Source organism: Pseudoflavonifractor phocaeensis (genome assembly GCF_016901955.1).
GTDB classification, from domain to species: Bacteria; Bacillota; Clostridia; order Oscillospirales; family Oscillospiraceae; genus Flavonifractor; species Flavonifractor phocaeensis_A.
In genome coordinates this window covers 36,046-59,345 of the sequence record NZ_JACJLC010000004.1, presented here as the reverse complement: position 1 = coordinate 59,345, position 23,300 = coordinate 36,046, and the positions used below count along the sequence as shown (strand labels likewise).

Genomic DNA, 23,300 nt, shown 5'->3' with positions numbered 1-23,300 from the left:
AAGTGCGCGTCAGCGCACTTTTTTCTTATTCAAACGATTACAGCATAGCGTACAGCAGCTTTGCCACTTCGCCCCGGGTGATGGGATCATTGGGGCGAATCTGGTTGTTGTTACCGGTGACCACCCCCAGGGTCACCAGAGTGCGCACATAAGTCAGGGACCAGGTGGGTACGGAACCGGCGTCAGCAAACGTGAGGCGCTCCGCAGGGTAACCCTGGGCCAGAGTGCGGCCCAGGATGGTCATGACCTCCGCCCGGGAGATGGTGGACATGGGGTTGGCCCACAGCTGCCCATCGCCGGAGGCTCCCTGTAGGATGCCCAGGCTGTACATGGCCTTTATCTCGTTCAGAGCCCAGGCGGGGATCTCGTCGGTATCGGCGAAGGGAAGCTCCACGTCGGCGTAGGATTCCAGATCCAGGTCCATCCACCGGGCCACCAGAGCAAAGAACTCCGCCCGAGTGATGTTTTTGCCGGGTTGATACAGAGGGGTATCCCCGCCGGTGCCCTGAGAGATCCCCTGGTCGTACAGGAAAGTGGCATAGGGCTCTGCCCAGTTACCGGTCATGTCTCCGAAGGGGCTGACAGGGATGGGATCAGGCTTCCGGTCTGCTGAGCCACGGCCTAGGTTACCGCTGGCATCGGATGCGGTGACGGTGACCCGGTGATAGCCGCCGTCGGCGGCGGGCAGGGTGGCGGTGAGGGTGCCGGTGCTCTCGTTCCAACTGGCGGTCAGGACGTCCCCGTCATAGGTAAGGGTGACGTTTTCCCGGGCAATAGTACGGTCAAAGTTATCTGAGACGGTGGCTGTCACCTGATTGCCCACCACATTTACCGTCACCGTGGGGGCGGTGGTGTCGGTGATCTGCTGATTGGCCGCGGTAAACTGATCCAGCCAAATGGCCCCCGTCTGACGGCCGGCAATTCCGCCGTAGCTTATATCCAGACTGGACAGGGAGACGGTTCCGGCGGGGAGCTGGACCAGCACATGCTGCCAGCCGGTGAAATTCAAGGTGGCAAGCAGAAACTGGCTGGTCTGGCCCTGGCTGTTCAGGGCGGTGGCTTTCAGCTGGTTGCCCGAGCCGTCGCCGTACACCCACACCCCCAGCCAGCTTTCGCCACTGGGGATGGTCAGGCTGGTGGACAGACTGGCGGAAGCGTCAGATACGTTATAGGACAGCTTCAGGCTCTGGCGGCCGTTGTGGACGTAGTCCAGGCTGGTTTCCGCCGAGGCGGTGGCGGTGGCGGAGCTTATATAGGCGGACAGATCTCCCTCGAGGGTGTCCAGGGTCTTGATATGGCTGGCTACCGTCACTGGGATGGTCACCGTTTTATCTCCGGCGGTGACGGTGAGATTACCGCTGCCGCTGGACTGTCCGGCGGTGAGCAGGCCGTTGGCGTCCACCGTGCCTACTGACGGATCCAGGGTCCAGGTAAAGCAGGAATCCTGGGCGGTGAGGGCCAGGGTACGGTAGGTGGCGGAGGCGGTCAGGTCCACCTGTTGGCCGGGCTCCAGGCTAAGGGAGGTCACCTGCTTGCCGGTGGACTGGTTTTTCACGGTGATGGTGGCGGGGGTCCGGACCACCGTCATCCAGGCCGAGCCGGAGGCGGCGCCGTCAGAGGCGGTGACCAGATAGGTGCCGCTTTGGCTGCCGGCGGTGTACAGACCGGTGCTGTTGACCGTGCCGCCTCCCTCGGATACCGACCAGCTCACCGGATTGCCGGCGGTGGGATAGTAGCCAGTATCCACTCCGGCGGCGGACAGCTGTACTGAGGCGCCTGCCAGCACCATATCGTCGGTGGGGGTGACGTAATAGCTCCCCACCACGCCGGTGGGCTCCAGGTTGGTGGTGAGGAAAATGGCGGTGCTGTTGGCCCGCTGAGAGCCGTCGGAGGGGCGGTTGACGATCTGCATGCCCTCGCCGTCGGGATAGGTGGCGCCGATGGTTGTGGAGCCGCCCCCGTCCATGCTCAGTGCCTCCACACAGCCCAGCTCAATGAGCCGTTGGGCCACCTGACTCAGGGTACAACCTACGCTGTAGCCGTTTTGCTTGCCGTCCAGGGTGTACAGGATCACGGTGCCGTCGGCTTTAACTCCCACAGCGGTCCAGGCGGTGCGTTCGGTGGGCAGGCCGGAGACAGCCTGGCCGTTGGAGACGATGTGGTAGGTGCCGCCGATGGCCTGGTCCACATTATTCCACCGGGCGTCGGTGCTGGTCACCGACAGGGTAACGGTATCTCCGGGCTGGAGGGCCCGGAGCTTGGCCAGGATCTCGGCCTTGTCCGCTCCATTCATGGTGAGCACCGCCTTCCCCTCAGGAATGGCAATGCTGCCGGTGGATTCCAGCACCTGCTCCACGGTGTACTGCACCTGCTTGCCGATGGTGGGCTGGGTGGCGTAAGCGCCGGTGCCGTCGTCCACCGGGGACAGGATTACGTCCACTCCGGCGGCGGTATTCTGGGTCTTGGAGGCAAAGTCGGAGGTCAGCAGAGTCAGACCGCCGGTGGTGTCGGAGGCAGTGACCTTGCGCACCTTGTTGATGGCGCCGCTCAGGTTATAGGTCTGCCCCCCAAAGGTGACGGTGGTGGTGAGGGTGGGCTGGCCGATAAAGGCTGTGCCGTCGGCGTTGAAGCCGATGGCCCAGGCGTTTTTGTAATAGGGGGTAGCCCGGATCACCCCGTCGGTGACCAGCAGGCCCACGGTGGCCCCGGTAGACAGGACATACCAGTCCCCATTGACCCCGGACACCACGTTTTTGCCCTGGCTCTCCAGATTGCGGGCCATGGCGCTGAGAGTCATCCGGTCCAACACCTTGTTGCCGTAGGCCACGGTGGGGGTGACGTCAGTATTGGGGGTGTAGGCTATGTAGTACTCATGGCGCAGATCGCCGTAGGTGTCGCTCCAGAAAATGTTTTCCCCCAGACTTGTGCCTTGGGACAGAGGAAGCTGGGCGGTGTGTACGTCCCATCCCAAGGCGTATGATGCGGATACAGCGGTAACGGTAACAGCCACCGCCAGCGCCAGGGCGGCCGCCCGCCGGAAGAAATGCTTCATGGGGATCCTCCTAAGTGGTAAAAAGATAGACTTACATTATGTTAACACAAAACCCTCCGCTTGTAAAGGCGGAGGGTTTTTCAGAAAACCGCTTGATTATGGTTCCTTGGGTGGCATCCCCTGCTTCAGTCGGGGAAGGGTCTTTTCCAGGGTGGCCTCCTCCTGGATCACCAGCAGGTCACTGATGAGCTGGTTGGACACCAGAAAGCCCTTGGGGGTCAGGTTCCACCGGCGGTCGTGGCGCTCGGCCCAGCCCTGACGCTCGTACTCCTCCAGCTTCTGCTCGATGGGATCGAAGTTGAGGAAAAACTCCCGCCGGTATTCCCACTCCTCAATGCCCCGGGTGGTGCGCAGCCGGAGCATCAGGTATTCGCTGCCCCGCTCTCGGGCGGGAATCAGGTCGGAGGAATCGATGACAACCCCGCCGCCCAGCACGCCGGAGATATAGGTCTCCAGATCCCGGACAAAGGAGTACCGCCGGCCACCGAAATCGGAGTGGGCCCCGGGGCCGAAGCCAATGTAGGGCCGGCCCATCCAGTAGCGCAGGTTGTGCCGGGACTGACAACCGGGCCTGGCAAAGTTGGAGATCTCATATTGGCGGAAACCCTCCCGGGCCAGCCGCTCCACCGTCCACAGGTACATGTCGGCCTGAGCATCGTCGTCGGGAAGGACCTCCCCCCGGGACACCCGGTAGTCCAGGGGGGTGCCCTCCTCCACCTTCAGGCCGTAGCAACTCAGGTGCTCCGGCTTCAGCGTCAGCACCTGCTCCAACGTATTCTGCCAGCCCTCCATGGTCTGGCCGGGCAGGCCGTAGATCAGGTCCAGGCTCAGGTTCTGAAATTTTGCCGCCCGGGCGGCCTTCACCGCCTCCACCGCCTGCTGGTAGCTGTGGGGCCGGTGGAGGCTTTGAAGCTCGCAGTCGCAGGCCGACTGCACCCCCAGGGAGAGCCGGTTGAAGCCGGCCCGCCGGAGGACCTGGAGCATTTTCTGGTCCACGCTGTCCGGGTTGCACTCTACGGTGATCTCGGCGTCCTTGGCCAGGTCGAACCGCTTGGCGATAAACCGCAGCAACTCCCGCAGTCGTTTTTCCCCGTAGAAGCTGGGGGTGCCCCCGCCAAAATAGACGGTGTCCACCTGCCAGCCCCGGGTCAAGGGTGCGGTTTCCTTCATATGGGCCAACAGAGCCTTCTGGTAATCGTCCATCCGCCCCTCCTGTCCCGCCAGAGAATAGAAGTCGCAGTAATCACACTTGCTGCGGCAAAAGGGGATGTGGATATAGATGCCCAGTTTTTCTGCCATAGGCGGCGCCTCGCTTCCTGTGGTACGAATCTGCTTTTCCTACTAGTATACAACAAAAAACCCGCTTTGAAAAGCGGGACGGCGGTGGTATACTGAAAAAAACCGAAAGGGAGGGAACGGCATGGAGGAGCTTGGGCCCCGGCGGCTGACGCTGACGGTGTCGGCTGACCAAGTGGGACAAAAAATCGACACCCTTCTGCGGCGGGAGCTGGGATTGTCGGGTACGGTGATCAAGCGGATCAAGTGGCTGGAGGACGGCATCCTGTTGGACGGTGTCCGGGCCATCACCGGCCAGCGGGTGAAAGCGGGTCAGGTGCTCTCCGTCCGGGTGGCCGATCCTGCCCATCGGGGGGATATGGTACCCACTCCCGGCCCCCTGGATATCGTGTACGAGGACGGGGACCTGCTGGTGCTCAACAAGGCGCCCGGGGTGTTGGTGCATCCCGGCCCCGGACATTACGCCGACACCATGTGCAACTTTATTGCCCACTACTATCAGCAGCAGGGTATCGTGGCCGATGTACACCCGGTGCAGCGGCTGGACAAGGGCACCTCCGGCCTGATGGTGGTGGCCAAGCACCCCCATGCCCAGGAAAAGCTGAAGGCCCAGCTCCACACCCCCCAATTCCGGCGGATCTACCTGGCGGTATGCGACGGGGCGCCCAGCCCTGCCCAAGGGACGGTGGATGCCCCCATCGGCCGGGTACCCGGCTCCCTGATGGAGCGGCAGGTGGACTCGCTGGGGCAGGCGGCCCGTACCCACTACCGGGTGGTCCACGCCGGGGAGGGCCGGGCGTTGGTGGAGCTGGAGCTGGACACCGGCCGTACCCACCAGATCCGGGTCCACATGGCCCACCTGGGCTGTCCCCTCACCGGGGATTTTCTTTACGGCAGGGAGGACCAGACCCTTATCTCCCGGCCCGCACTCCACTCCTGGAAGCTCTCTCTTCTACAGCCCATCAGCGGGGAGAAGCTGAGCTGGACCCAGCCTCTCCCCACTGATATGGCGGCGCTGTTTAAGAACCTGTATTCATAGTCGGGGGATACTGGATAGACGAGGAAAAGGCCGTCCAGACAGCGTTCAACGGTTGTGAATACAGGTTCTAAGACACGGTGGACAGGAGATTGATCATCTCGATGGCGGACAGGGCGCAGTCGTAGCCCTTGTTGCCTGCCTTGGTGCCCGCCCGTTCGATGGCCTGCTCGATGGTGTCGGTGGTGAGCACCCCAAAGAGCACTGGCTTGCCGGTCTGCATGGAGGCCTGGGCCACCCCCTTGGACACCTCGGCGCACACATAGTCGTAGTGGGAGGTGGAACCCCGGATTACCGCCCCCAGGCAGATGACAGCGTCATACTTGCCGCTCTGGGCCAGCCGCAGGGCCACCACCGGGATCTCAAAAGCCCCCGGCACCCAGGCCACGTCGATGTTTTCCCCGGGGACGCCGTGGCGCACCAGGCCGTCCTCAGCGCCGCTGAGCAGCTTGGACACGATAAACTCATTGAACCGGGCCGCCACGATGGCTACCTTCATCTGCTGGCTGCCTACCAGCTTGCCTTCCAGAATATTCATAGTATGTTCCTCCTCTATATTATGCCTCGTCGGACACCTGCTCCAGCAGGTGTCCCATTTTTTCCCGTTTGGTCCACAGATAGAAGTGGTCGTGCTCCTGGGGCGCGATTTCGATGGGTACCCGCTCGGTGATCTCCAGGCCAAAGCCGGACAGGCCGTAGATCTTGTCCGGGTTGTTGGTGAGCAGCCGGAGCTGACGCACTCCTAGGTCCCGGAGGATCTGGGCCCCGATCCAGTACTCCCGCAGGTCGGGGGCGAAGCCCAGCTTGATGTTGGCCTCCACCGTGTCGTAGCCCTGCTCCTGGAGGGTGTAGGTTTTCAGCTTGTTGATCAGGCCGATGCCCCGGCCCTCCTGGCGCATATAGAGCACTACGCCCCGGCCCTCCTGGTTGATGCGCTCCATGGCGGCGGCCAGCTGCTGGCCGCAGTCGCACCGCTGGGAGCCGAACACGTCTCCGGTGAGGCACTCGGAATGGACCCGGCACAGCACCCCCATGCCGTCTCCAATGTCTCCCTTTACCAGGGCTACATGGCTCTCCCCGGTCAAGTCGTTGGTGTAGCCGTAGATGGTGAAGTCCCCGAACTTGGTGGGCATTTTGGCCACCGCCTCCCGCACCACGTGCTTGTCGTGGAGGCGGCAGTAGTCCTGCAGGTCTTTGATGGTGATGACCTTGACACCCCACTGCTCCGCGTGCTGCAAAAGCTCGGTGGTCCGCATCATGGTGCCGTCTTCCCGCATGATCTCGCAGCACAGGCCGCACTCAGCCAGTCCGGCGTGACGGCAGAGATCCACCGTGGCCTCGGTGTGGCCGTTGCGGGCCAGCACGCCTCCCCGGCGGGCCACCAGGGGGAACACGTGGCCGGGCCGGCGGAACTCCTCGGGGCGGGCGTCTGGGGCGGCGCACCGGCGGCAGGTATAGCCCCGCTCCTCGGCGGAGATGCCGGTGGTGGTGTCAGCATGGTCGATGGACACGGTAAAGGCGGTCTGGTGGTTGTCGGTGTTCACCTTCACCATCTGTTCCAGCCCCAGCCGGGTGGCCACCGCGGCGGACATGGGGGTGCAGATGAGCCCCTTGGCGTGAACCGCCATAAAGTTGACGTTCTCCGTGGTGGCGAACTGGGCAGCGCAGATCAGGTCCCCCTCGTTCTCCCGGTCGGGGTCGTCGATACACATGATGAGATGACCGGCCCGCAGCTCCTCCAGGGCCTCCTCGATGGTAGCGTATGCCATAATGGCTCTCCTCCTTTAAAATCCGTGCCGGGCCAGAAACTCCATGGTGATGCCGCCGGAGGACTGCTCCGGCCTGCCCATGAGCTTGGCCACATATTTGCCGATGATGTCGGTTTCCAGATTGACGGTGTCCCCAGGTTTGCGCTCCAGCAGGGTGGTCTGGGCTCCGGTGTGAGGGATAATGGATACCGCGAAATCCTTGTCGGTGACAGAGGCCACCGTCAGGCTGATGCCGTCAATGGCGATGGAGCCCTTCTCCACAATGCCCGCCAGCAGTTCGACCGGGGTGGAGATGGTGACCCACACCGCGTTGCCCTCCCGCCGGAGGGAGGCCACCGTGCCGGTGCCGTCGATGTGCCCGGAGACAATGTGCCCCCCGAACCGGCCGTCGGCGGCCATGGCCCGCTCCAGATTGACCCTGGAGCCGGGGCGCAGAGCCCCCAGGCCGGTGCGGCGGAGGGTCTCGGGCATCACGTCGGCGGTGAAGCCCCCGGTGGCCAGGTGGGTCACCGTCAGGCACACTCCGTTGACTGCGATGGAGTCCCCCAGCTTGGTACCCTCCAACACCGTCCGGGCGGCCAGCTCCAGCCGGCCCGGCGCCACGTGGCGGACGGTGCCCAGTTCCTCAATGATCCCTGTGAACATCCTGTATCACCTCATATTCCAGCAGCAGGTCCTCCCCCATGGGGGTGCACACCGGCGGGGTCAGCCGCCAGCACTGGTTGGGGGAGTCCACCCCCCGGCCTTCCACCGGGCTCTTGGCGTCCGCTCCCCCGAAGAGCTTGGGGGCAAGGTAGCAGTATACCTTGTGTACCAAACCCTGCCGCAGCATGGACTCGTTGAGACCGCCGCCCCCCTCCAGCAGCAGGCCGTCGATCTCCCGCTTTCCCAGCTCTGCCATGAGGGTGGGCAGATCCACCTTTCCGTCGGGGCCGGGCAGCTCCAGCACCGTCACCCCCAGGTCCTCCAGGGCCTGTTTTTTCTGGGGCGGGGGAGAGGCGCAGGCCACGATGGTGGGTACCTCTCCGGCGGTGCGGCACAGGTTGGACTCCAGGGGGATGCGCAGGTGGGAGTCGCAGACGATCCGTACCGGATTCCGCCCTCCGTCCATCCGGCAGGTGAGCCGGGGGTCGTCCTGGAGTACTGTGCCGATGCCCACCAAAATGCCCCGGTATTGGTGGCGGAGGGTCTGGACGTGGGTCCGGGCGGTCTCGCCGGTGACCCACTGGGACAGGCCGGTATGGCAGGCGATTTTACCGTCGGCGGTCATGGCGTATTTCATGGCCACATAGGGGGTCTTGTGGGTGATGTAGTGGAAAAATACTGGGTTGAGGGCGTCGCACGCCCCCCGCATAAAGTCTTCCTCCACTCGCACCCCTGCCTGCCGCAGCAGGGCGGCTCCCTTGCCGTGGACCAGGGGGTTGGGGTCCCGGGAGCCGATGACCACCCGGGAAATACCCGCCTCCAGCACCGCCTGGGTGCAGGGAGGCTGGCGGCCCTGGTGGCAGCAGGGCTCCAGGGTGACGTACAAGGTGGCTCCCGCCGGGTCCTCGGTGCAGGCAGCCAGAGCTTCCCGCTCGGCGTGGAGCCCGCCGCACCTTTGGTGCCACCCCTGGCCGATGAGCCTGCCGTCCTTCACCAGTACTGCTCCCACCAGCGGGTTGGGGCTGGTCCAGCCCATGCCCCGGCGGGCCAGGTCGATGGCCAGGGCCATGTATTGCTGATCGTTCATGGTGTCCCTTCCTTTCCGGGGCAAAAAAAGCGCCCCGAATACCTTCGGGGCGCTGAGAAAACAGGTGCAGGCGGGATAAAAAGATTGGCTAAAAAACCATACCCGCCGGCGTCTTCTTCCATCCAGACTATACTGTCGGTTTTGGAATCTCACCAAATCCTGCGCTGACGCGCTCGCGGACTTTACCGCCGATCGGGAATTTCACCCTGCCCTGAAGACTGTGTATGAACTTGTTGCAATTATCATAGCACCGTGGAAAAGAGATGTCAACCGGTTATTTATCCACGCTGGGAATCTCGGTGGTGTCCACCTCGTCCAGGTGCTGGAGGTAATACTTGGTGTCCTTGGCGATGACGTTGGACAGCAGCAGGACTGCGATCAGGTTGGGGATGGCCATGAAGGCGTTGAGGATGTCAGCGATGGTCCACACCAGATCCAGGGCCAGCACCGGGCCCACCACCACGATGGCCACAAAGATGATCTTATAGACCAGGATGGCTTTTTTGCCCCACAGATACTGGGCGCACCGCTCACCATAGTAGGACCAGCCCAAAATGGTGGACCAGGCGAAGGTGATGATGCCCACGACCAGAATGATGGGGCCCAGCACGGGGATCTGGGAGAAGGCGGCGGTGGTAAGCTGGCCGCCGTTTTCGATGGAATCCATGTTGATGGCGGGGTTTTTCATGATGGTGGACACCAGCACCAGGCCGGTCATGAGACACACCACCACGGTATCCCAGAAGGTGCCGGTGGCGGACACCAGAGCCTGGCGCACCGGGTTGCGGGTCTGGGCGGCGGAGGCCACAAGGGGGGCGGAGCCCATGCCGGACTCGTTAGAGAACAGGCCCCGGGCCACGCCGAAGCGCATGGCGATCATCAGGCCCTGGCCCACCAGGCCGCCGGCCACAGCGCCGGGCTGGAAGGCCAGGTTAAGGATGGCGGCGATGGCGGGAATGATGAAGTCATAGTTGATGCCCAGGATGATGATGCAGCCCAGCACATAGAAAACGGCCATAAAGGGCACCAGCTTCTCGCACACGCTGGCGATGGACTTGATGCCGCCGATGATAACGATGGCGGTGAAGATGCCGCCTACGATGCCTACGGCGATAGGAGGGATGCCAAGAGGAATGTTATTCTCAACTACCTCTGCAATGGCGTTGATCTGAGTACCGCAGCCGATGCCAAAAGAGGCCAGGGTTGCCAAGGCGGCGAAGAGGATAGCCAACCACTTCAGGTTCAGGCCCCGCTCCAGGGCGTACATGGCGCCGCCCTGCATCTTACCGTCGGGGGTGCGCACCCGGTACTTTACGGCAATCAGAGATTCGGCATACTTAGTGGCGATGCCGAAGATACCGGCGATCCAGCACCAGAACACGGCACCTGGACCGCCCAGGAAGATGGCGGTGCCCACGCCGATGATGTTGCCGGTGCCGATGGTGGAGGCCAGAGCGGTGGTGAGGGCCTGGAACTGGCTCACGTCGCCAGGGGCGTCCGGGTCACGGGTCACCGATAGACGAATGCCGGTGAAGGTCTTGCGCTGGATGAAGCCGGTGCGCACCGTCATGAACAGGTGGGTGCCCAGCAGCAGCACGATCATGGGGATACCCCAGATGTAGTCGTCCAGCCAGGTCAGGAATTGGTTGAATGCTTCCACGTTATCTCCTCTTTTCTCTCTTATTTATTTTGCTCCAGCCATTTTTTCAGCTGTTCTGCCATGGCGGAATTGCCGGTGTCCTGGTTCCGCTCCTGCTGCTGGAGGTAGCGGCGCACGTCTCCTTTGCCGGCGGATTTGGACTCACGACGCTTTTTGAAATCGCTGAGCCGTTCCCGATAGCCGCACACGCAGGCAAAGAGCTGCTTGTCGCCCTCCCCCCGCAGCTCCATTTTCTTGTGGCAGTTGGGGCAGCGGGCGTTGGTGGTCTGGGTCACGGAGCGGCGGTAACCGCATTCCCGGTCGGGACACACCAGCAGCTTGCCCCGCTTGCCCTTAACGCTGAGCAGGAACTTACCGCAGTCGGGACACTTTTCCCGGGTCACGTTGTCGTGGGTGTAGGTGGCGTCGCTGGCCTTCACCTCTGACACCAGATGAGAGGCGTAGCCCCGCATCTCTTCCACAAAGGCGTCCTCTCGCTCCTTACCCTGGGCGATGTCCCCCAGCCGCTTTTCCCATTTTGCGGTGAGGGAGGCCGAGCGCAGGTCGGCGGGGGCCAACCCAACCACCTGGATCCCCTTGGAGGTGGGGACAAGTTCTTTCCCCCGCCGTTCAATATAGAAGGCGGAGAACAGCTTTTCGATGATGTCTGCCCGGGTGGCAGGGGTGCCCAGGCCGCCAGTCTCCTCCAGGATCCTGCTCTGGGCCTTGTCGCTGACCTGGGCGGCTGGGTGCTCCATGGCGGTGAGCAGGGTAGCCTCGGTGTACCGCTTGGGAGGGGCGGTCTTGCCCACGATAACCTTGGTTCCCAGCACCGGTAGCTTGTCTCCCTGGCGCAGGTCGGGAAGGGATTGCTCCCGGTCCTCCGGGTCAGCTTCCTCCTCGTCCTCCAGGGCGAAGGTGCGGTCATAGGCCGATTTCCACCCCGGCTCCCTGACGATCCTCCCCCGGGCGTGGAAGCTCTCTCCGTCGATGGTCAGCCTTAGGGTGACCTCCTCGTACTCAAAGGGGGGCAGCAGCACCGCCAGGAACCGGCGGGCCACCAGGTCAAAGATGTTGCGCTCCGGGCCGGACAGCCGCCACAGGTCCACCTGCTCCTCGGTGGGGATAATGGCGTGGTGGTCGCTGACCTTGGCGTTGTTTATCAGGTAGCGGGTTTGGAGGGGCCGGTGAGTCATGATCTGCCGGGCCAGGGGGGCGTATTCGTCGATCATCACGCTGCGCAGCCGCTCAGGCAGGGTGGGTACCACGTCGTCGGAGATATACCGGGAGTCGGTGCGGGGGTAGGTGAGGATCTTGTGGACCTCGTACAGGTTCTGCATGACCGAGAGAGTTTCCTTGGCGGAATAGGCGTACTTCTTGTTGGCGTCCCGCTGGAGCTCGGTCAGGTCGTAGGCCGCCGGGGGCGGGGTCTGCTTCCAGGTCCGTTTCACCTCGGTGAGCAGGGCGGGCTTGCCTGCCAATTTGCTGACAAGTGCTTCCGCTTGCTCCTTGTCGAAAATACGGGCTTGGCCGTTCTGATCCCGCCAGGTTGCTGTAAAGCCGTCTAACTTTGCAGAAATGGTGTAGAATTCCTTGGGCTGGAAGTGACGGATCTCCTCCTCGCGGTCCACGATGAGGGCCAGAGTGGGGGTCTGGACCCGCCCGGCGGAGAGCTGAGCGTTGTATTTGCAGGTGAGGGCCCGGGTCACGTTGAGGCCCACCACCCAGTCGGCCACGCTGCGGGCCCGGGCGGAGTGGTACAGGTTATCGTAGTCGGCGGCGGGGCGCAGGTGGGCAAACCCTTCCTGGATGGCCTTGTCGGTCTGGGAGGAGATCCACAGCCGGCGGGCCGGCTTCTTCCACCCGGCCTTCTCCATGATCCACCGGGCCACCAGTTCCCCCTCCCGGCCGGCATCGGTGGCGATGACCAGGTCGGACACGTCCCCCCGGCGCATGAGGGTTTGCACCGCACGGAACTGCCGCCCGGACTGGGGAATGACCACCGTTTTCATGCGCTCCGGCAGCATGGGCAGGGTGAGTAGGTCCCACTTGGCCCAGGCCTTGTCGTAATCCTCCGGGGGCGCCAGCTCCACCAGATGGCCCAGGGCCCAGGTAACGATGTACCGGTCCCCCTCCAGGCAGCCCTCGCCGGATTTTTTACACCCCAGCACCCGGGCCAATTCCCGACCTACCGAGGGCTTTTCCGCTAAAACCAGTGTTTTTGCCATATAACATCTCCTAACCGCCGAAAACCGGCGTTTTCAGGGCTTCTCCAGCCTTGACTTTCCTTGCTCTCTCTGCTATGTTGAGGATGACAAGAGGTCCTTCCGCACTGACATAGAAAGGAGCTCCCTATGTTGTTCTTACTGACCGGAATGCAGATCAAAATGAGCCAGAGCCTGATTCCCGGGGGATGGATGGCCCATGATGAGAAGGTCTGCCGCAGGCGGGCCAGAGACGCTGAGTGGAAGTTCCGGGTGTCCAAGGGCTATGAGAAGGATACCTTTTGGAACAAGGTCAGGTTCTGTATGACTCATAAGGATTGATATTACTCATTGCCGCGGGCAGCGCCCGCGGCTTTTTTTACAGCTCCATGCTCCAGTTGCCCAACTCATCCAGGATGGGGATGAGCCGCTGGCAGGGTTCGGTGATGCGGTACTCCACCCGCACCGGCACCTCCAGGTACTCCTGACGCTCCACCAGGCCGTCCTCCTCCAGCTCCCGCAGGGCGTTGGCCAGCACCGTGTTGGACACCCCGTCCAGGGTCTTTTTCAGCTGGTTGTACCGGGTGGGGCCGTTGTTGTAAAGGGAACAGAGGATCTGCATCTTCCATTTGCCGCCGATGAGGGCCAGAGCGTGGTTCAGGGGGCAGGAGTCCATACAGGGACAGTTGTCGTGGTTGACGGCCATCAGGTCAGTTCCTCCTTACCTGGTAGTTTTTATCTGCGTTCTTGCGTAGGGGAAATATAGGTAATATAATACTACCAGGTCATGAAAAAGAAAAGAGTTTTTTCAGGAGGGGATCCTATGCCACCCTATCTCACCGGTTTGACCATAGGTCTTGCCTATGTGGCTCCCATCGGAATGCAGAACCTGTTTGTCATCAACTCTGCCCTCACCCAGCCCCGGCACAAGGCCCTGCTGACGGCCCTGATCGTGATTTTCTTTGATATCACCCTGGCACTGGCCTGCTTCTTTGGCATTGGGGCCCTGATGGAGCGGTTTACCTGGCTCCAGCTGGTGATTTTGCTGGTGGGCGGCGCCATCGTGGTGTGGATCGGTATCGGCCTGCTGCGGGATAAGCCCACCATGGACCACAGCGTGGATGTGAATATCTCTCTGCCCAAGGTGGCCGCCCGGGCCTGCGTGGTCACATGGTTCAATCCTCAGGCTATTCTGGACGGCACCATGCTCTTCGGCGGTTTCCGGGCTGATAACCCTGGGGCGGTGAGCACCCAGCTGATTTTAGGCTCTTCTACCGCTTCCTTTCTGTGGTTTTTCGGTATTACGGTATTGATTTCCCTGTTTTCTGCCAAGTTCAATGATAAAATCCTCCGGGTCATCAATGTGGTCTGCGGGATCATCATTATTTTCTACGGGGGCAAACTGTTGTGGAAGTTTTTTCAAATGATGATTTGATTCTGAGGGGGTGCGCCGTAAAATGCGGCGCACCCCCTCAATCCATTGGGAGCACTTGAGGATACCTATGGGCAGAATTTGCACAAGGCGGGCCAACTTATTTGCAAAAGGCTGTTCATCACTTGACATTCTGGATTCGAATGGTAGAATAGAACTGGTAAATTGTGTTTGACTATGCCTGCCCTGCAAGGAGTCGGTTTTCGTGTTTCGTATCAAGCTGGCCGGAATCCCCATAGGGATTGACGCTCGGTACCCCTATGTTTCCGATCTCTGTCACGCCTATCTCACCGACCAGCCTCCTGTGTTTACCGTCCGGGCCACAGAAGAGGAACTTCAGGCCCAGCGGGCCGCAGACCCAGACTCCCATCTGTGGTATTGTGAAAGCCTGTGCCTCTACCGGAAGATCTGTATGCGATTGCCCCGGTATGACGCCTTTTTAATGCATGCCGCGGTGGTGGCTGTGGATGGAGTGGCTTATGTCTTTGCCGCGCCCAGTGGGGTGGGGAAAACCACTCACATGAAGCTGTGGCTGGAGCAGTTTGGATCCCGGGCCAAGGTGGTCAACGGCGACAAGCCCATCTTTCGTTTTATGGACGGGGTCCTGTACGCTTTCGGAACCCCATGGATGGGCAAGGAGCGGCTGGGTGACAACCTGATGTGTCCGGTTGCGGGGATATGCTTTTTGGAGCAGAGCCCTGTCAATGAGATCAGGGCTCTGTCAACAAGGGAGGTTACGGGCCGGATCTTTCACCAGATGCTTTTACCAAAGGACCAACAGGATTTCGACCGGTTCTGGGCCTTGGTGGAGCGCATGTTGGATACCGTTCCGTTCTATCTGCTCCGGTGTAACCGGGAGCTGGCGTCCGCCCAGCTGGCATATCAAACAATGAGGAGGCCTGCCCATGATCCATGCAAAGCCGGGATTTCTGATGCGCAAGTTGGGCGATGATCACATGATCGTCGCCATTGGAGAGGCCAGCCAGCAGTTCAACGGTATGGTCCGGCTCAATGCCACCGGCGCCTTCTACTGGAATATGATAGAGAGAGGCACCACCCGGGAGGACCTGGTGGCAAAAACGCTGGAGATGTATGACGGAGTAGACCAAGAGACTGCCTGCCGGGATGTGGAGGCCTTTCTGCAAGCTATCTCCTTTGCCCTGGACCGTGACCAGACAGACTATTGAACAGGTTCTGGCCCAGCAGGGACGGGGATTCTTTCATACCGAGGGCGACAGTATGGAGCCGCTGCTCCACCATCGGCAGAGTACCGTGGTCATCGAAGCTGTCAGCGGTCCCTTAAAACCCTATGATGTAGCCCTTTACCGCCGTCCCACCGGAGAGTACGTGCTTCACCGGGTGGTGAAGGTGCTGGACGGGGCCTATCTGATTTGCGGGGACAACCGGATCTGGCGGGAGCGGGTGCCTCGATCTTGGATCATCGGGGTCATGACCGGATTTTATGCCGATCAGAGCGAGGCGTACGTCTCCTGTGATAGTTCTGCCTATCAGGCCTACCTGCATACCCTGAAGGGGCGGTACCGCCGCCTTTGGTTTCGGGCATTGCCCGGACGGATACGAAACAAGTTGTTTTCTTTCCGGTGAGCGGAAAGCAATTTAGTTTTAAATTATTTATTAAATAATGTATATTTTGAAAGGAGTTGTCATGACAATGACTGAGAAGAAGGCATATGTTTCCGCTGTTGCTGAAGTGATCCTCTTTGACAACAGTGACGTGATCACTACCTCCGGCGCTGTGAGCGGCGGCACTGTGAGCGGTGGATGCGCCACATGGTCGAACCAGAGTGGCGTAGCGTGTCATTATGGCCTGACCGCTTCCTAATACAATTTCTCTGATAGAATAACCCAAAACGCAAGAAACCGGCAAACACGACTTGATTTGTCGTGTTTGCCGGTTTTATTCTTCGCAGCCATTCTGTGTTGGACGCAACGAGAAACGGAGGCTTTTGGCTATGTTTTATAGACTTAACCCTGGTTATAGGCTCCGCGGCTGGGAAAAGCTCACTCAGGCACTGGTTTTCCAACAGGGCAATCAGATTCGCCCGCTGACAGCAAATGAGCTTCAAACGTTGCTACTCTGCGATGGGGAAACTGATCTGACCGGTTTTCCTGTTACGCCGGAAATGGAGGCGACGCTCCATGCGTATGAGGCCGAGGGGGTCGTTGCGGCTTGTACACAGCCAGTTCCACTGGAAACGGAGCAATATTATCAATATTACCACAACCGCTTTGTCCGGAGTATTTTCTGGTCTGTGACTGGGCGCTGTAATTATCGATGCAGGCATTGTTTTATGGACGCCCCCGATGCCAGGCTGGGTGAATTGTCTACCACCGAGGCGCTCGATCTGATTGACCAGATGGCCCAGTGCGGCGTTTTGCAGGTAGATCTTACAGGCGGTGAACCTCTGGTGCGCAAGGACCTGTGGCAGCTGATCGACCGCATCCTTGAGCACAAAATGATAGTCGGCAAACTATATACCAATGGCTGGCTATTAGATGATACTGTAATAGAACAATTTGCGCGCCGAGGTATCAGTCCGGATATTTCCATAAGTTTTGATGGGACAGGCTGGCATGACTGGATGCGAGGAATCTCCGGCGCAGAGCAAGCCGCCCTGCGGGCTTTTCGACTGTGCCGGGACTACGGTTTGAAAACAGATGCTGAGATGTGCATTCACCGGGGAAATATCAACACCCTGCCCCAGACGATCGAGGTGCTCCAGACGGTGGGCGTGGATGAGCTCAAAGTCTCCAATGTCTCTGCGACTCCGCTCTGGCAGCGGCACAGCCAGGGCAATGCCTTAACACAGCGGGAATATGTTGAAGGAATGCTCCCATATATTTCTTGGTACTACCGTACAGGACGGCCTATTCGTCGGCTCACTTTGGGAGGCATCATTGTTCTGTCCCAGGATTCTCCCTATGTGATTGTCCCTGCCCCGTATGACGGTACCGAAAGCTGCCTTGACCACCATTTGTGCCAAGCCGCTCGTTTCGCCTGCTACATCACCCCTGAGGGACGGCTACTGCCCTGTATGCCCATGACGTCCAGTCCCTATCAGGAACTGTTCCCCAAAATCCAGGACATCGGGCTTCGCCAGGGGCTCAGCGACAGCTACTATATGCAATTTGTCAATAGCCGGGTACGGGATCTGATGGCAGCGAATAAAGAGTGCGCCGCCTGCAAGTATCGCTATTACTGCGGCGGTGGTTGTCGGGCTACCGCGCTCATCGATGGAGACTGTCAGCTTATGGGCTGCGACCGCCAGATGTGTTTTGCCTGGAAAAACGGCTATACAGACCGCATCCGTCATACGGCGGAACAGGCTGTGGAGACCTTCTGGCCCCAGCATTCCGGAACGTCCCGATAAGCTTACGATTCCTTTCTGGGGCGTCCAAGAAGGCGGTGGAACTTTCCCAGATTTTTGCCAAAAAGGGCTGTCAAAATCGGCGCAAATGCGGTATACTTTTGCCAATACCAAAGCGCCCCGTCCACGCCGTCCCACGACCGGCGGAGCGGCAGAGACACAGCCCCATAGGGGCGGATACGAGAAAGGAGAAGGTTCATAATGGCACGTAAAAAAGCGGATCCTGTAAAGGAAACGGCAGCTGCGGTCTCAGCAGTGGAAACAGAAGTGCCTGCCGCAGTGGATCCCGTCCGCGCGGAACAGGCTGCGTCTGTCGCAGAACAGGCTGAGCCCGCTGAAAAGAAGGTTGCCTCTACCAGAAAGCGGGCTGCTTCCGCTACGAAAAAGACTGCTGCCGCGGAGAAGAAGGCTGCTGCTGTTGAACAGGAGCCCGCCGGGGAGAAGGCTTCCGTGGAAAAGGAAGCGGTTGCCGCGGAGGAGAAGGGGACCACGGAAAAGAAAACTGCCGCCACCAGGAAAAAAACCGCCACTGGGAAAAAGCCTGCTACGGAAAAGGCTGCGGCGACGGCCGGGAAAAAGAAGGCGCCAACCTCAAAAAAGAAAGCGCCTGCCGCAAAGGAGCCCGTCCCCGCGGCGGAGGAAGCTGCTCCCGTAGTAGAGGAAACTGTCTCTGTTGTAGAGGAGGCTTCGCCTGTGAATGAGATGTCCAATCTGCCCCGGAGGAGCATTGCGTTTATTGGCTCAGAATGTCATCCCTTTGTTAAAACGGGCGGTCTGGGGGATGTAATGTACGCTTTACCCCGGGAACTTGCCCGACTGAACTGTGACGTGCGGGTCATCCTGCCCCGCTATGCCTGTATCCCCCAGGAGTACCAGGACAAGATGGTCTACCGGGGTGAATTCTATATGGACCTGGGCAAGACCGGACGGGAATACTACGTGGGAATTATGGAGTACATCAACGATGGCGTGGTGTACGACTTTATTGATAACCAGGAATTCTTCTCCATTGGGAAGCCCTACACCAATCTGGTGGACGATATCCCAAAGTATTGCTTCTTTAGCAAAGCAGCCCTGGCTGCCCTGAACTTTATGGACTGGATCCCCGATATCATCCATTGCCATGACTGGCAGGCGGGGCTGGTTCCGGTGTACCTGCGCACCCTGTTCCAGAATTCCCCGGTGGGTCGGGCCAAGTCGGTGATCACCATCCACAACCTCCGCTTCCAGGGGGTCTACAACATCCCCACGATCCAGTACTGGTCCGGCCTGCCCAAGGAGGTCTTTGAAATGGGGGCGCTGAAGCAGAACTGGGTGGATGCCAACATGCTCAAGGGTGGTTTGGCCTATGCTGACCGCATTACCACCGTCAGCGGCACCTATGCCTGGGAGATCCAGACCAGCGAGTACGGCGAGGGGCTGGAGAACCATCTGCGCTATCACAGCGGTAAACTCCGGGGCATCGTCAACGGGATCGACTACGGCATGTGGAATCCGGAGACCGATCCGGCTCTGGCGGCCAACTATGGCCTGGGCAACGTGCTGGATCATAAGATGGAGAACAAGCTGGCCCTCCAGAAGGAGCTGGGCCTGGAGGAGGATACCGGAAAGTTTGTCATTGGTCTGATTTCCCGGCTCACCAACCAGAAAGGCTTGGACCTGGTCAATGCTATCATGACCCAGGTTCTGGACGGCAACACCCAGGTGGTGGTGCTGGGAACCGGCGACAAGGAATATGAGGATGCCTTCCGGTATTATGAGCATACCTACAAGGGCACCTTCAGTGCCTGTATCCAGTACGACGAATCCCGGGCCCACCGCATCTATGCCGGCGCCGATGTGCTGCTGGTGCCCTCCCGCTTTGAGCCCTGCGGTTTAACCCAGCTCAACGCCATGCACTACGGTACCATACCCATCGTCCGGGAGACCGGCGGCCTGAAGGACACCGTGGAGCCCTATAATGAATTCACTGGAGACGGAAACGGCTTTACCTTTGACCGCTATGACGCAGGTCTGCTGCTGGACGCCATCAACCGGGCCAAGACCCTCTACTTCAATAACCGCTATCACTGGGACGAGGTCGTCCAGCGGGATATGGCCAAGGATGTGTCCTGGGAGCAGTCTGCCAGACAGTATAAGAACCTGTACCTGGAGCTGACGCCGTGGTGAGCCCCGCCTCGCAAGCCGAGCCCAGAGGGTGATATGCGAAAACAGATAGGATCTGAACTTGAAAAAAGTGGACCGGGCAGCCCTTTGGGCTGTCCGGTCCACTTTGTATTGTCGGGGGATATGCGTTAAAGGATATTTGGTTTCAGCAGGCGGTAAACTGATTCAGCTCAGTGGCATACCGATATCCCAGCTGAGCCAGCCGTTGGCATAGGTCTGATTGATCCGCCTGGAGATCATCGCAAAGGTCGTCCAGGTTGGCATAGCAGTCCCGCAGCTTGGTGTTCACTACACTGAGCAGGAGAACAGGATCCTGAGGCAGCATATCACACCCCCAGCTTCTCAGCCACGTAGTCGTCTACCTTGGCCAGAGCGTCATCCAGCTTGAGGATGTCGGAGCCGCCGCCCATGGCGCTGTCTGGCTTGCCGCCGCCCTTGCCGCCGCAGCAGCAGCACACCTGCTTCACCAGGTCGCCGGCCTTGATGCCCTTGGCAACGGCCTCCTTGCCGCACACGGCCAGGAAGGTGATCTTGCCATCGTTGACGGCGGAGAGCACCGCCACGATGCCGGGCTGCTTGTCCCGGAGCATATCGCCCATCTGGCGCAGCTTGGCGGCGTCGGCATTGGGCAGGGTGGCGGTGAGCACCTTCAGATCCCCCACCGGGTGGCAGCCCATGAGGAACCGCTCGGTCTCACCGGCGGCCTCCTTGGCCTTGAACTTCTCCACCATGTGGCGCAGCTCCCGCAGCTCGCAGATGGTCTGCTCCGCCTTCTCCCGCAGCTCGCTGGGCTTGGTCTTGAGCACGGCGGCGGCCTCGAACAGCTTCTGCTGGTTCTGGTTCATGATCTTCAGGGACTGGGCGCCGGTGGTGGCCTCGATCCGGCGGACGCCGGAGGCCACGGAGAACTCGCTTTCAATGTGGAATACGCCAACCTTGGCGGTGTTGTCCAGGTGGGTGCCGCCGCAGAACTCCACGGAGTACCCATCCCCCATGTCCACCACCCGGACGGTGTCGCCGTACTTCTCGCCGAACAGGGCGATGGCCCCGGTCTGCTTGGCCTCCTCCAGGGACATGACCTTGGTCTGGATGTCATAGCCCTCCAGCACGGCCTCGTTGACCACGCGGCTCACCTCGGAGAGCTCCTCCGGCGTCATGGCGGAGAAGTGGGTGAAGTCGAAGCGCAGCCGGTCGGGCTCCACCAGGGAGCCGGCCTGGTGCACGTGGTCCCCCAGGACGGTGCGCAGGGCGGCGTCCAGCAGGTGGGTGGCGCTGTGGGCGCGCATGACGGCCCGCCGGCGCTCCTGGTCGATGGCGGCGGTGACGGTGTCCCCCAGCTTGAGCACGCCCTCGGTCACCTTGCCGTAGTGCATATACTTGCCGCCCTTGTTCTTCTGCACGTCGGTGACCTGGAACAGGCAGCCGTTCTCCCCGCTCCTGGCGATGGTGCCGTGGTCGGCCACCTGGCCGCCCATCTCGGCGTAGAAGGGGGTCCTGTCCAGCACCACGATGCCCTCCACGCCGGGCATCAGCTCCTCGGCCTGCTCGTTCTCCACCACCAGGGCCACCACACGGGCGCCGGTGATGGTGTTTTCGGTGTAGCCCACAAATTCGGTCTCCGGCACGTCCTTGCCGAACTCCACGCCGGCCCAGCCCAGGTCGCCCAGGGCCTCCCGGGCCTTGCGGGCGCGCTCCTTCTGCTCCTGCATCAGCTGCTGGAAGGACTTCTGGTCCACGGTCATGTCCTGCTCCTCCACCATCTCGATGGTCAGGTCGATGGGGAAGCCGTAGGTGTCATACAGCTTGAAAGCGTCGGCGCCGGAGAAGACCTTCTCGCCCTTGGCCTTGTGATCCTCCAGCATGTCGTTAAAAATCTTCAGGCCGCCGTCGATGGTGCGGGCGAAGTTCTCCTCCTCGGTGCGGATGACCTTGGTGATATAGTCCTGACGCTCCCGCAGCTCGGGGTAGTGGCCCTCGTTCTCGTGGATGACGGTGTCGCACACCTCATACAGGAAGGGATCGTTGACCCCCAGCAGCTTGCCGTGGCGGGCGGCCCGGCGGAGCAGGCGGCGCAGCACGTAGCCCCGGCCCTCGTTGGAGGGGAGCACGCCGTCGCAGATCATGAAGGTGGCGGAGCGGATGTGGTCGGTGATGACCCGCAGGGACACGTCCTTGGCGGCGGTCTCGCCGTAGTGGGCGTGGGTGATCTCGCTCACCTTGTTGGTGATGTTCATGACGGTGTCCACGTCAAACAGGGAGGCCACGTCCTGGCACACGCAGGCCAGACGCTCCAGGCCCATGCCGGTGTCGATGTTCTTCTGCTTGAGCTCGGTGTAGTGGCCCTCGCCGTCGTTGTCGAACTGGGAGAACACCACGTTCCACACCTCGATATAGCGGTCGCAGTCGCAGCCCACGGTGCAGCCGGGCTTGCCGCAGCCCCACTGCTCGCCGCGGTCATAGTAGATCTCGGAGCAGGGGCCGCAGGGGCCGGAGCCGTGCTCCCAGAAGTTGTCCTCCTTGCCGAACTTGAAGATCCGGTCGGCGGGGATGCCGATCTCCTCGTTCCAGATGCGGAAGGCCTCATCGTCGGCGGGAGTGGTCTCATTGCCGGCGAACACGGAGGGGTACAGGCGGTTGGGATCCAGGCCCACCCACTCGGGGCTGGTCAGGAACTCCCAGGCCCAGTGAATGGCCTCCTTCTTGAAGTAGTCTCCGAAGGAGAAGTTGCCCAGCATCTCAAAGTAGGTGCCGTGGCGGGCGGTGTGGCCGATGTTCTCGATGTCGCCGGTGCGGATGCACTTCTGGCAGGTGGTCACACGGTGGCGGGGAGGCTCCTGCTCACCGGTGAAGAAGGGCTTCATGGGTGCCATGCCGCTGTTGATGAGCAGCAGGGAGGCGTCGTTCTGGGGGATCAGGGAAAAGCTGGGCAGGCGCAGGTGTCCCTTGGTCTCAAAAAAAGACAGAAACATCTCGCGCAGTTCGTTCAGACCATACTTCTTGTGCATGAAAAAAACTCCTCTTGCAAAAAAATAAGCTTCGCCCCCATGTCAGGGGCGAAGCAATGTTGACTCCACGGTACCACCCTGATCTGCGCCGGAAAAGGCGCATCTCATTGCATCCAATAACGGGGATGATTCGTCCCGGTCCTCCCGGGCGGCTCAGAAGTGGCTTGCGGACCCGTATCGCGGAGGGCTTGCACCATCCCCTCTCGCTGAACGCGGCGCGATCCGCTTGGTTTCATCACGGCCTTTAGCTGTACTATTTTATCACATTTTGGGCCGTTGTCAACCGCCTTTTCGGGGTAAAATCCCTCCACTAGCTGGTAGTCAGCTCAGATAGTTGCTGAGGCGGTGTATGGTGAGGAAGGATTGCTCTCTGGTATAGGTTGCCTTGGGGAAGAACGGATTGCCGTTGGTACCGTTCATCAGCTTGACGCTGCCGGACTCACGGGAGGAGAAGGTGGACACCGCGTCCAGGGCCCAGGAGGAGATCTGTGCCTGGTCGTTGAAGGAAGCCTGAGGCAGATTGGGCCGGAGCCCTCCCAGCAGCTTATAGTCCGGGAGAAAGCGCAAGGCGTTTCCGTTC

At 60.7% G+C, this 23,300-nt stretch carries 21 protein-coding genes and 1 riboswitch; of the genes, 9 read left to right on the top strand and 12 right to left on the bottom strand.

What is annotated here, in order from left to right; translation table 11 throughout:
• Positions 1 to 37 precede the first annotated feature (37 nt).
• The gene (locus H6B51_RS01900) at positions 38 to 3,052 is read right to left on the bottom strand and encodes an S-layer homology domain-containing protein (RefSeq protein ID WP_204882053.1); all 3,015 of its coding nucleotides are present in this window, start codon (positions 3,050 to 3,052) and stop codon (positions 38 to 40) included.
• Between the two features lie 96 nt (positions 3,053 to 3,148).
• A complete protein-coding gene (hemW, locus tag H6B51_RS01895; protein WP_204882052.1) occupies positions 3,149 to 4,351 on the bottom strand; it encodes a radical SAM family heme chaperone HemW in 1,203 nt (400 codons plus the stop codon).
• A 121-nt stretch (positions 4,352 to 4,472) separates the two neighbouring features.
• Here hemW and H6B51_RS01890 point away from each other — a divergent pair, with 121 nt between their 5' ends.
• Positions 4,473 to 5,387 carry an RluA family pseudouridine synthase gene (locus H6B51_RS01890; protein WP_204882051.1) on the top strand — a complete coding sequence of 305 codons (915 nt, stop codon included), beginning with the start codon at positions 4,473 to 4,475 and terminating at the stop codon, positions 5,385 to 5,387.
• 67 nt (positions 5,388 to 5,454) lie between these two features.
• Here the strand turns inward: H6B51_RS01890 and ribH are convergent, their stop codons facing one another.
• From ribH to H6B51_RS01860, 6 genes are all read right to left on the bottom strand, one after another.
• Positions 5,455 to 5,922, bottom strand: coding sequence for a 6,7-dimethyl-8-ribityllumazine synthase (gene ribH / locus H6B51_RS01885; protein WP_204882050.1), 468 nt, complete (start codon positions 5,920 to 5,922; stop codon positions 5,455 to 5,457).
• 19 nt (positions 5,923 to 5,941) lie between these two features.
• Positions 5,942 to 7,153, bottom strand: a complete 1,212-nt coding sequence (locus tag H6B51_RS01880) for a bifunctional 3,4-dihydroxy-2-butanone-4-phosphate synthase/GTP cyclohydrolase II (RefSeq protein WP_204882049.1) — start codon at positions 7,151 to 7,153, stop codon at positions 5,942 to 5,944.
• 15 nt (positions 7,154 to 7,168) lie between these two features.
• Positions 7,169 to 7,798, bottom strand: a complete 630-nt coding sequence (locus tag H6B51_RS01875; protein WP_204882048.1) for a riboflavin synthase — start codon at positions 7,796 to 7,798, stop codon at positions 7,169 to 7,171.
• Positions 7,779 to 8,885 (bottom strand): bifunctional diaminohydroxyphosphoribosylaminopyrimidine deaminase/5-amino-6-(5-phosphoribosylamino)uracil reductase RibD, encoded by a 1,107-nt coding sequence (ribD, locus tag H6B51_RS01870; RefSeq protein WP_204882047.1) that lies wholly within the window; start codon positions 8,883 to 8,885, stop codon positions 7,779 to 7,781. Before ribD ends, H6B51_RS01875 begins: the two co-directional genes overlap by 20 nt.
• Before the next feature lie 106 nt (positions 8,886 to 8,991).
• Positions 8,992 to 9,108, bottom strand: a riboswitch (FMN riboswitch).
• A 51-nt stretch (positions 9,109 to 9,159) separates the two neighbouring features.
• A complete protein-coding gene (locus H6B51_RS01865) occupies positions 9,160 to 10,545 on the bottom strand; it encodes an alanine/glycine:cation symporter family protein (RefSeq protein ID WP_335342082.1) in 1,386 nt (461 codons plus the stop codon).
• Positions 10,546 to 10,565: 20 nt separating this feature from the next.
• A complete protein-coding gene (locus H6B51_RS01860; RefSeq protein WP_204882046.1) occupies positions 10,566 to 12,752 on the bottom strand; it encodes a DNA topoisomerase III in 2,187 nt (728 codons plus the stop codon).
• A gap of 126 nt (positions 12,753 to 12,878) precedes the next feature.
• Between H6B51_RS01860 and H6B51_RS01855 the strand changes: the two genes are divergently transcribed.
• Entirely contained in the window at positions 12,879 to 13,070 is a 192-nt protein-coding gene (locus H6B51_RS01855; RefSeq protein ID WP_204882089.1) for a hypothetical protein, read from the top strand.
• Positions 13,071 to 13,107: 37 nt separating this feature from the next.
• Here the strand turns inward: H6B51_RS01855 and H6B51_RS01850 are convergent, their stop codons facing one another.
• Positions 13,108 to 13,434, bottom strand: coding sequence for a winged helix-turn-helix transcriptional regulator (locus H6B51_RS01850; protein WP_204882045.1), 327 nt, complete (start codon positions 13,432 to 13,434; stop codon positions 13,108 to 13,110).
• Positions 13,435 to 13,551: 117 nt separating this feature from the next.
• On the opposite strand from H6B51_RS01850, the gene H6B51_RS01845 reads away from it, so the two are divergent.
• The 7 genes from H6B51_RS01845 (at position 13,552) to H6B51_RS01815 (ending at position 19,718) form a co-directional block, all read left to right on the top strand.
• Entirely contained in the window at positions 13,552 to 14,163 is a 612-nt protein-coding gene (locus tag H6B51_RS01845; protein WP_204882044.1) for a LysE/ArgO family amino acid transporter, read from the top strand.
• 202 nt (positions 14,164 to 14,365) lie between these two features.
• Positions 14,366 to 15,112 carry a hypothetical protein gene (locus H6B51_RS01840; RefSeq protein ID WP_204882043.1) on the top strand — a complete coding sequence of 249 codons (747 nt, stop codon included), beginning with the start codon at positions 14,366 to 14,368 and terminating at the stop codon, positions 15,110 to 15,112.
• A complete protein-coding gene (locus H6B51_RS01835; protein WP_204882042.1) occupies positions 15,066 to 15,347 on the top strand; it encodes a PqqD family protein in 282 nt (93 codons plus the stop codon). The genes H6B51_RS01840 and H6B51_RS01835 overlap by 47 nt, the downstream gene beginning before the upstream one ends.
• A 52-nt stretch (positions 15,348 to 15,399) precedes the next feature.
• Positions 15,400 to 15,765, top strand: a complete 366-nt coding sequence (locus tag H6B51_RS01830) for a S24/S26 family peptidase (protein ID WP_204882041.1) — start codon at positions 15,400 to 15,402, stop codon at positions 15,763 to 15,765.
• A 61-nt stretch (positions 15,766 to 15,826) separates the two neighbouring features.
• Positions 15,827 to 16,003 (top strand): hypothetical protein, encoded by a 177-nt coding sequence (locus H6B51_RS01825; protein WP_204882040.1) that lies wholly within the window; start codon positions 15,827 to 15,829, stop codon positions 16,001 to 16,003.
• 130 nt (positions 16,004 to 16,133) lie between these two features.
• A complete protein-coding gene (locus tag H6B51_RS01820; protein ID WP_204882039.1) occupies positions 16,134 to 17,552 on the top strand; it encodes a radical SAM/SPASM domain-containing protein in 1,419 nt (472 codons plus the stop codon).
• A 699-nt stretch (positions 17,553 to 18,251) separates the two neighbouring features.
• Positions 18,252 to 19,718, top strand: coding sequence for a glycogen synthase (locus tag H6B51_RS01815; RefSeq protein ID WP_204882083.1), 1,467 nt, complete (start codon positions 18,252 to 18,254; stop codon positions 19,716 to 19,718).
• A 142-nt stretch (positions 19,719 to 19,860) separates the two neighbouring features.
• Here the strand turns inward: H6B51_RS01815 and H6B51_RS01810 are convergent, their stop codons facing one another.
• The 3 genes from H6B51_RS01810 to H6B51_RS01800 all read right to left on the bottom strand — a co-directional run bounded on the left by H6B51_RS01810 (position 19,861) and on the right by H6B51_RS01800 (position 23,287).
• Positions 19,861 to 20,040, bottom strand: coding sequence for a DUF4250 domain-containing protein (locus tag H6B51_RS01810; RefSeq protein ID WP_204882038.1), 180 nt, complete (start codon positions 20,038 to 20,040; stop codon positions 19,861 to 19,863).
• A 1-nt stretch (position 20,041) separates the two neighbouring features.
• Positions 20,042 to 22,720 (bottom strand): alanine--tRNA ligase, encoded by a 2,679-nt coding sequence (gene alaS, locus H6B51_RS01805; protein ID WP_204882037.1) that lies wholly within the window; start codon positions 22,718 to 22,720, stop codon positions 20,042 to 20,044.
• A gap of 321 nt (positions 22,721 to 23,041) precedes the next feature.
• Positions 23,042 to 23,287 (bottom strand): hypothetical protein, encoded by a 246-nt coding sequence (locus tag H6B51_RS01800; RefSeq protein WP_204882036.1) that lies wholly within the window; start codon positions 23,285 to 23,287, stop codon positions 23,042 to 23,044.
• Between the last annotated feature and the right edge of the window lie 13 nt (positions 23,288 to 23,300).

Bases quoted from the DNA above. Each gene is read 5' to 3' on its own strand.
- H6B51_RS01900 (WP_204882053.1), bottom strand. From the start codon at position 3,052: ATGAAGCATTTCTTCCGGCGGGCGGCCGCCCTGGCGCTGGCGGTGGCT.
- hemW (WP_204882052.1), bottom strand. From the start codon at position 4,351: ATGGCAGAAAAACTGGGCATCTATATCCACATCCCCTTTTGCCGCAGC.
- H6B51_RS01890 (WP_204882051.1), top strand. From the start codon at position 4,473: ATGGAGGAGCTTGGGCCCCGGCGGCTGACGCTGACGGTGTCGGCTGAC.
- ribH (WP_204882050.1), bottom strand. From the start codon at position 5,922: ATGAATATTCTGGAAGGCAAGCTGGTAGGCAGCCAGCAGATGAAGGTA.
- H6B51_RS01880 (WP_204882049.1), bottom strand. From the start codon at position 7,153: ATGGCATACGCTACCATCGAGGAGGCCCTGGAGGAGCTGCGGGCCGGT.
- H6B51_RS01875 (WP_204882048.1), bottom strand. From the start codon at position 7,798: ATGTTCACAGGGATCATTGAGGAACTGGGCACCGTCCGCCACGTGGCG.
- ribD (WP_204882047.1), bottom strand. From the start codon at position 8,885: ATGAACGATCAGCAATACATGGCCCTGGCCATCGACCTGGCCCGCCGG.
- H6B51_RS01860 (WP_204882046.1), bottom strand. From the start codon at position 12,752: ATGGCAAAAACACTGGTTTTAGCGGAAAAGCCCTCGGTAGGTCGGGAA.
- H6B51_RS01855 (WP_204882089.1), top strand. From the start codon at position 12,879: ATGTTGTTCTTACTGACCGGAATGCAGATCAAAATGAGCCAGAGCCTG.
- H6B51_RS01850 (WP_204882045.1), bottom strand. From the start codon at position 13,434: ATGGCCGTCAACCACGACAACTGTCCCTGTATGGACTCCTGCCCCCTG.
- H6B51_RS01845 (WP_204882044.1), top strand. From the start codon at position 13,552: ATGCCACCCTATCTCACCGGTTTGACCATAGGTCTTGCCTATGTGGCT.
- H6B51_RS01835 (WP_204882042.1), top strand. From the start codon at position 15,066: ATGATCCATGCAAAGCCGGGATTTCTGATGCGCAAGTTGGGCGATGAT.
- H6B51_RS01830 (WP_204882041.1), top strand. From the start codon at position 15,400: ATGGAGCCGCTGCTCCACCATCGGCAGAGTACCGTGGTCATCGAAGCT.
- H6B51_RS01825 (WP_204882040.1), top strand. From the start codon at position 15,827: ATGACAATGACTGAGAAGAAGGCATATGTTTCCGCTGTTGCTGAAGTG.
- H6B51_RS01820 (WP_204882039.1), top strand. From the start codon at position 16,134: ATGTTTTATAGACTTAACCCTGGTTATAGGCTCCGCGGCTGGGAAAAG.
- H6B51_RS01815 (WP_204882083.1), top strand. From the start codon at position 18,252: ATGTCCAATCTGCCCCGGAGGAGCATTGCGTTTATTGGCTCAGAATGT.
- H6B51_RS01810 (WP_204882038.1), bottom strand. From the start codon at position 20,040: ATGCTGCCTCAGGATCCTGTTCTCCTGCTCAGTGTAGTGAACACCAAG.
- alaS (WP_204882037.1), bottom strand. From the start codon at position 22,720: ATGCACAAGAAGTATGGTCTGAACGAACTGCGCGAGATGTTTCTGTCT.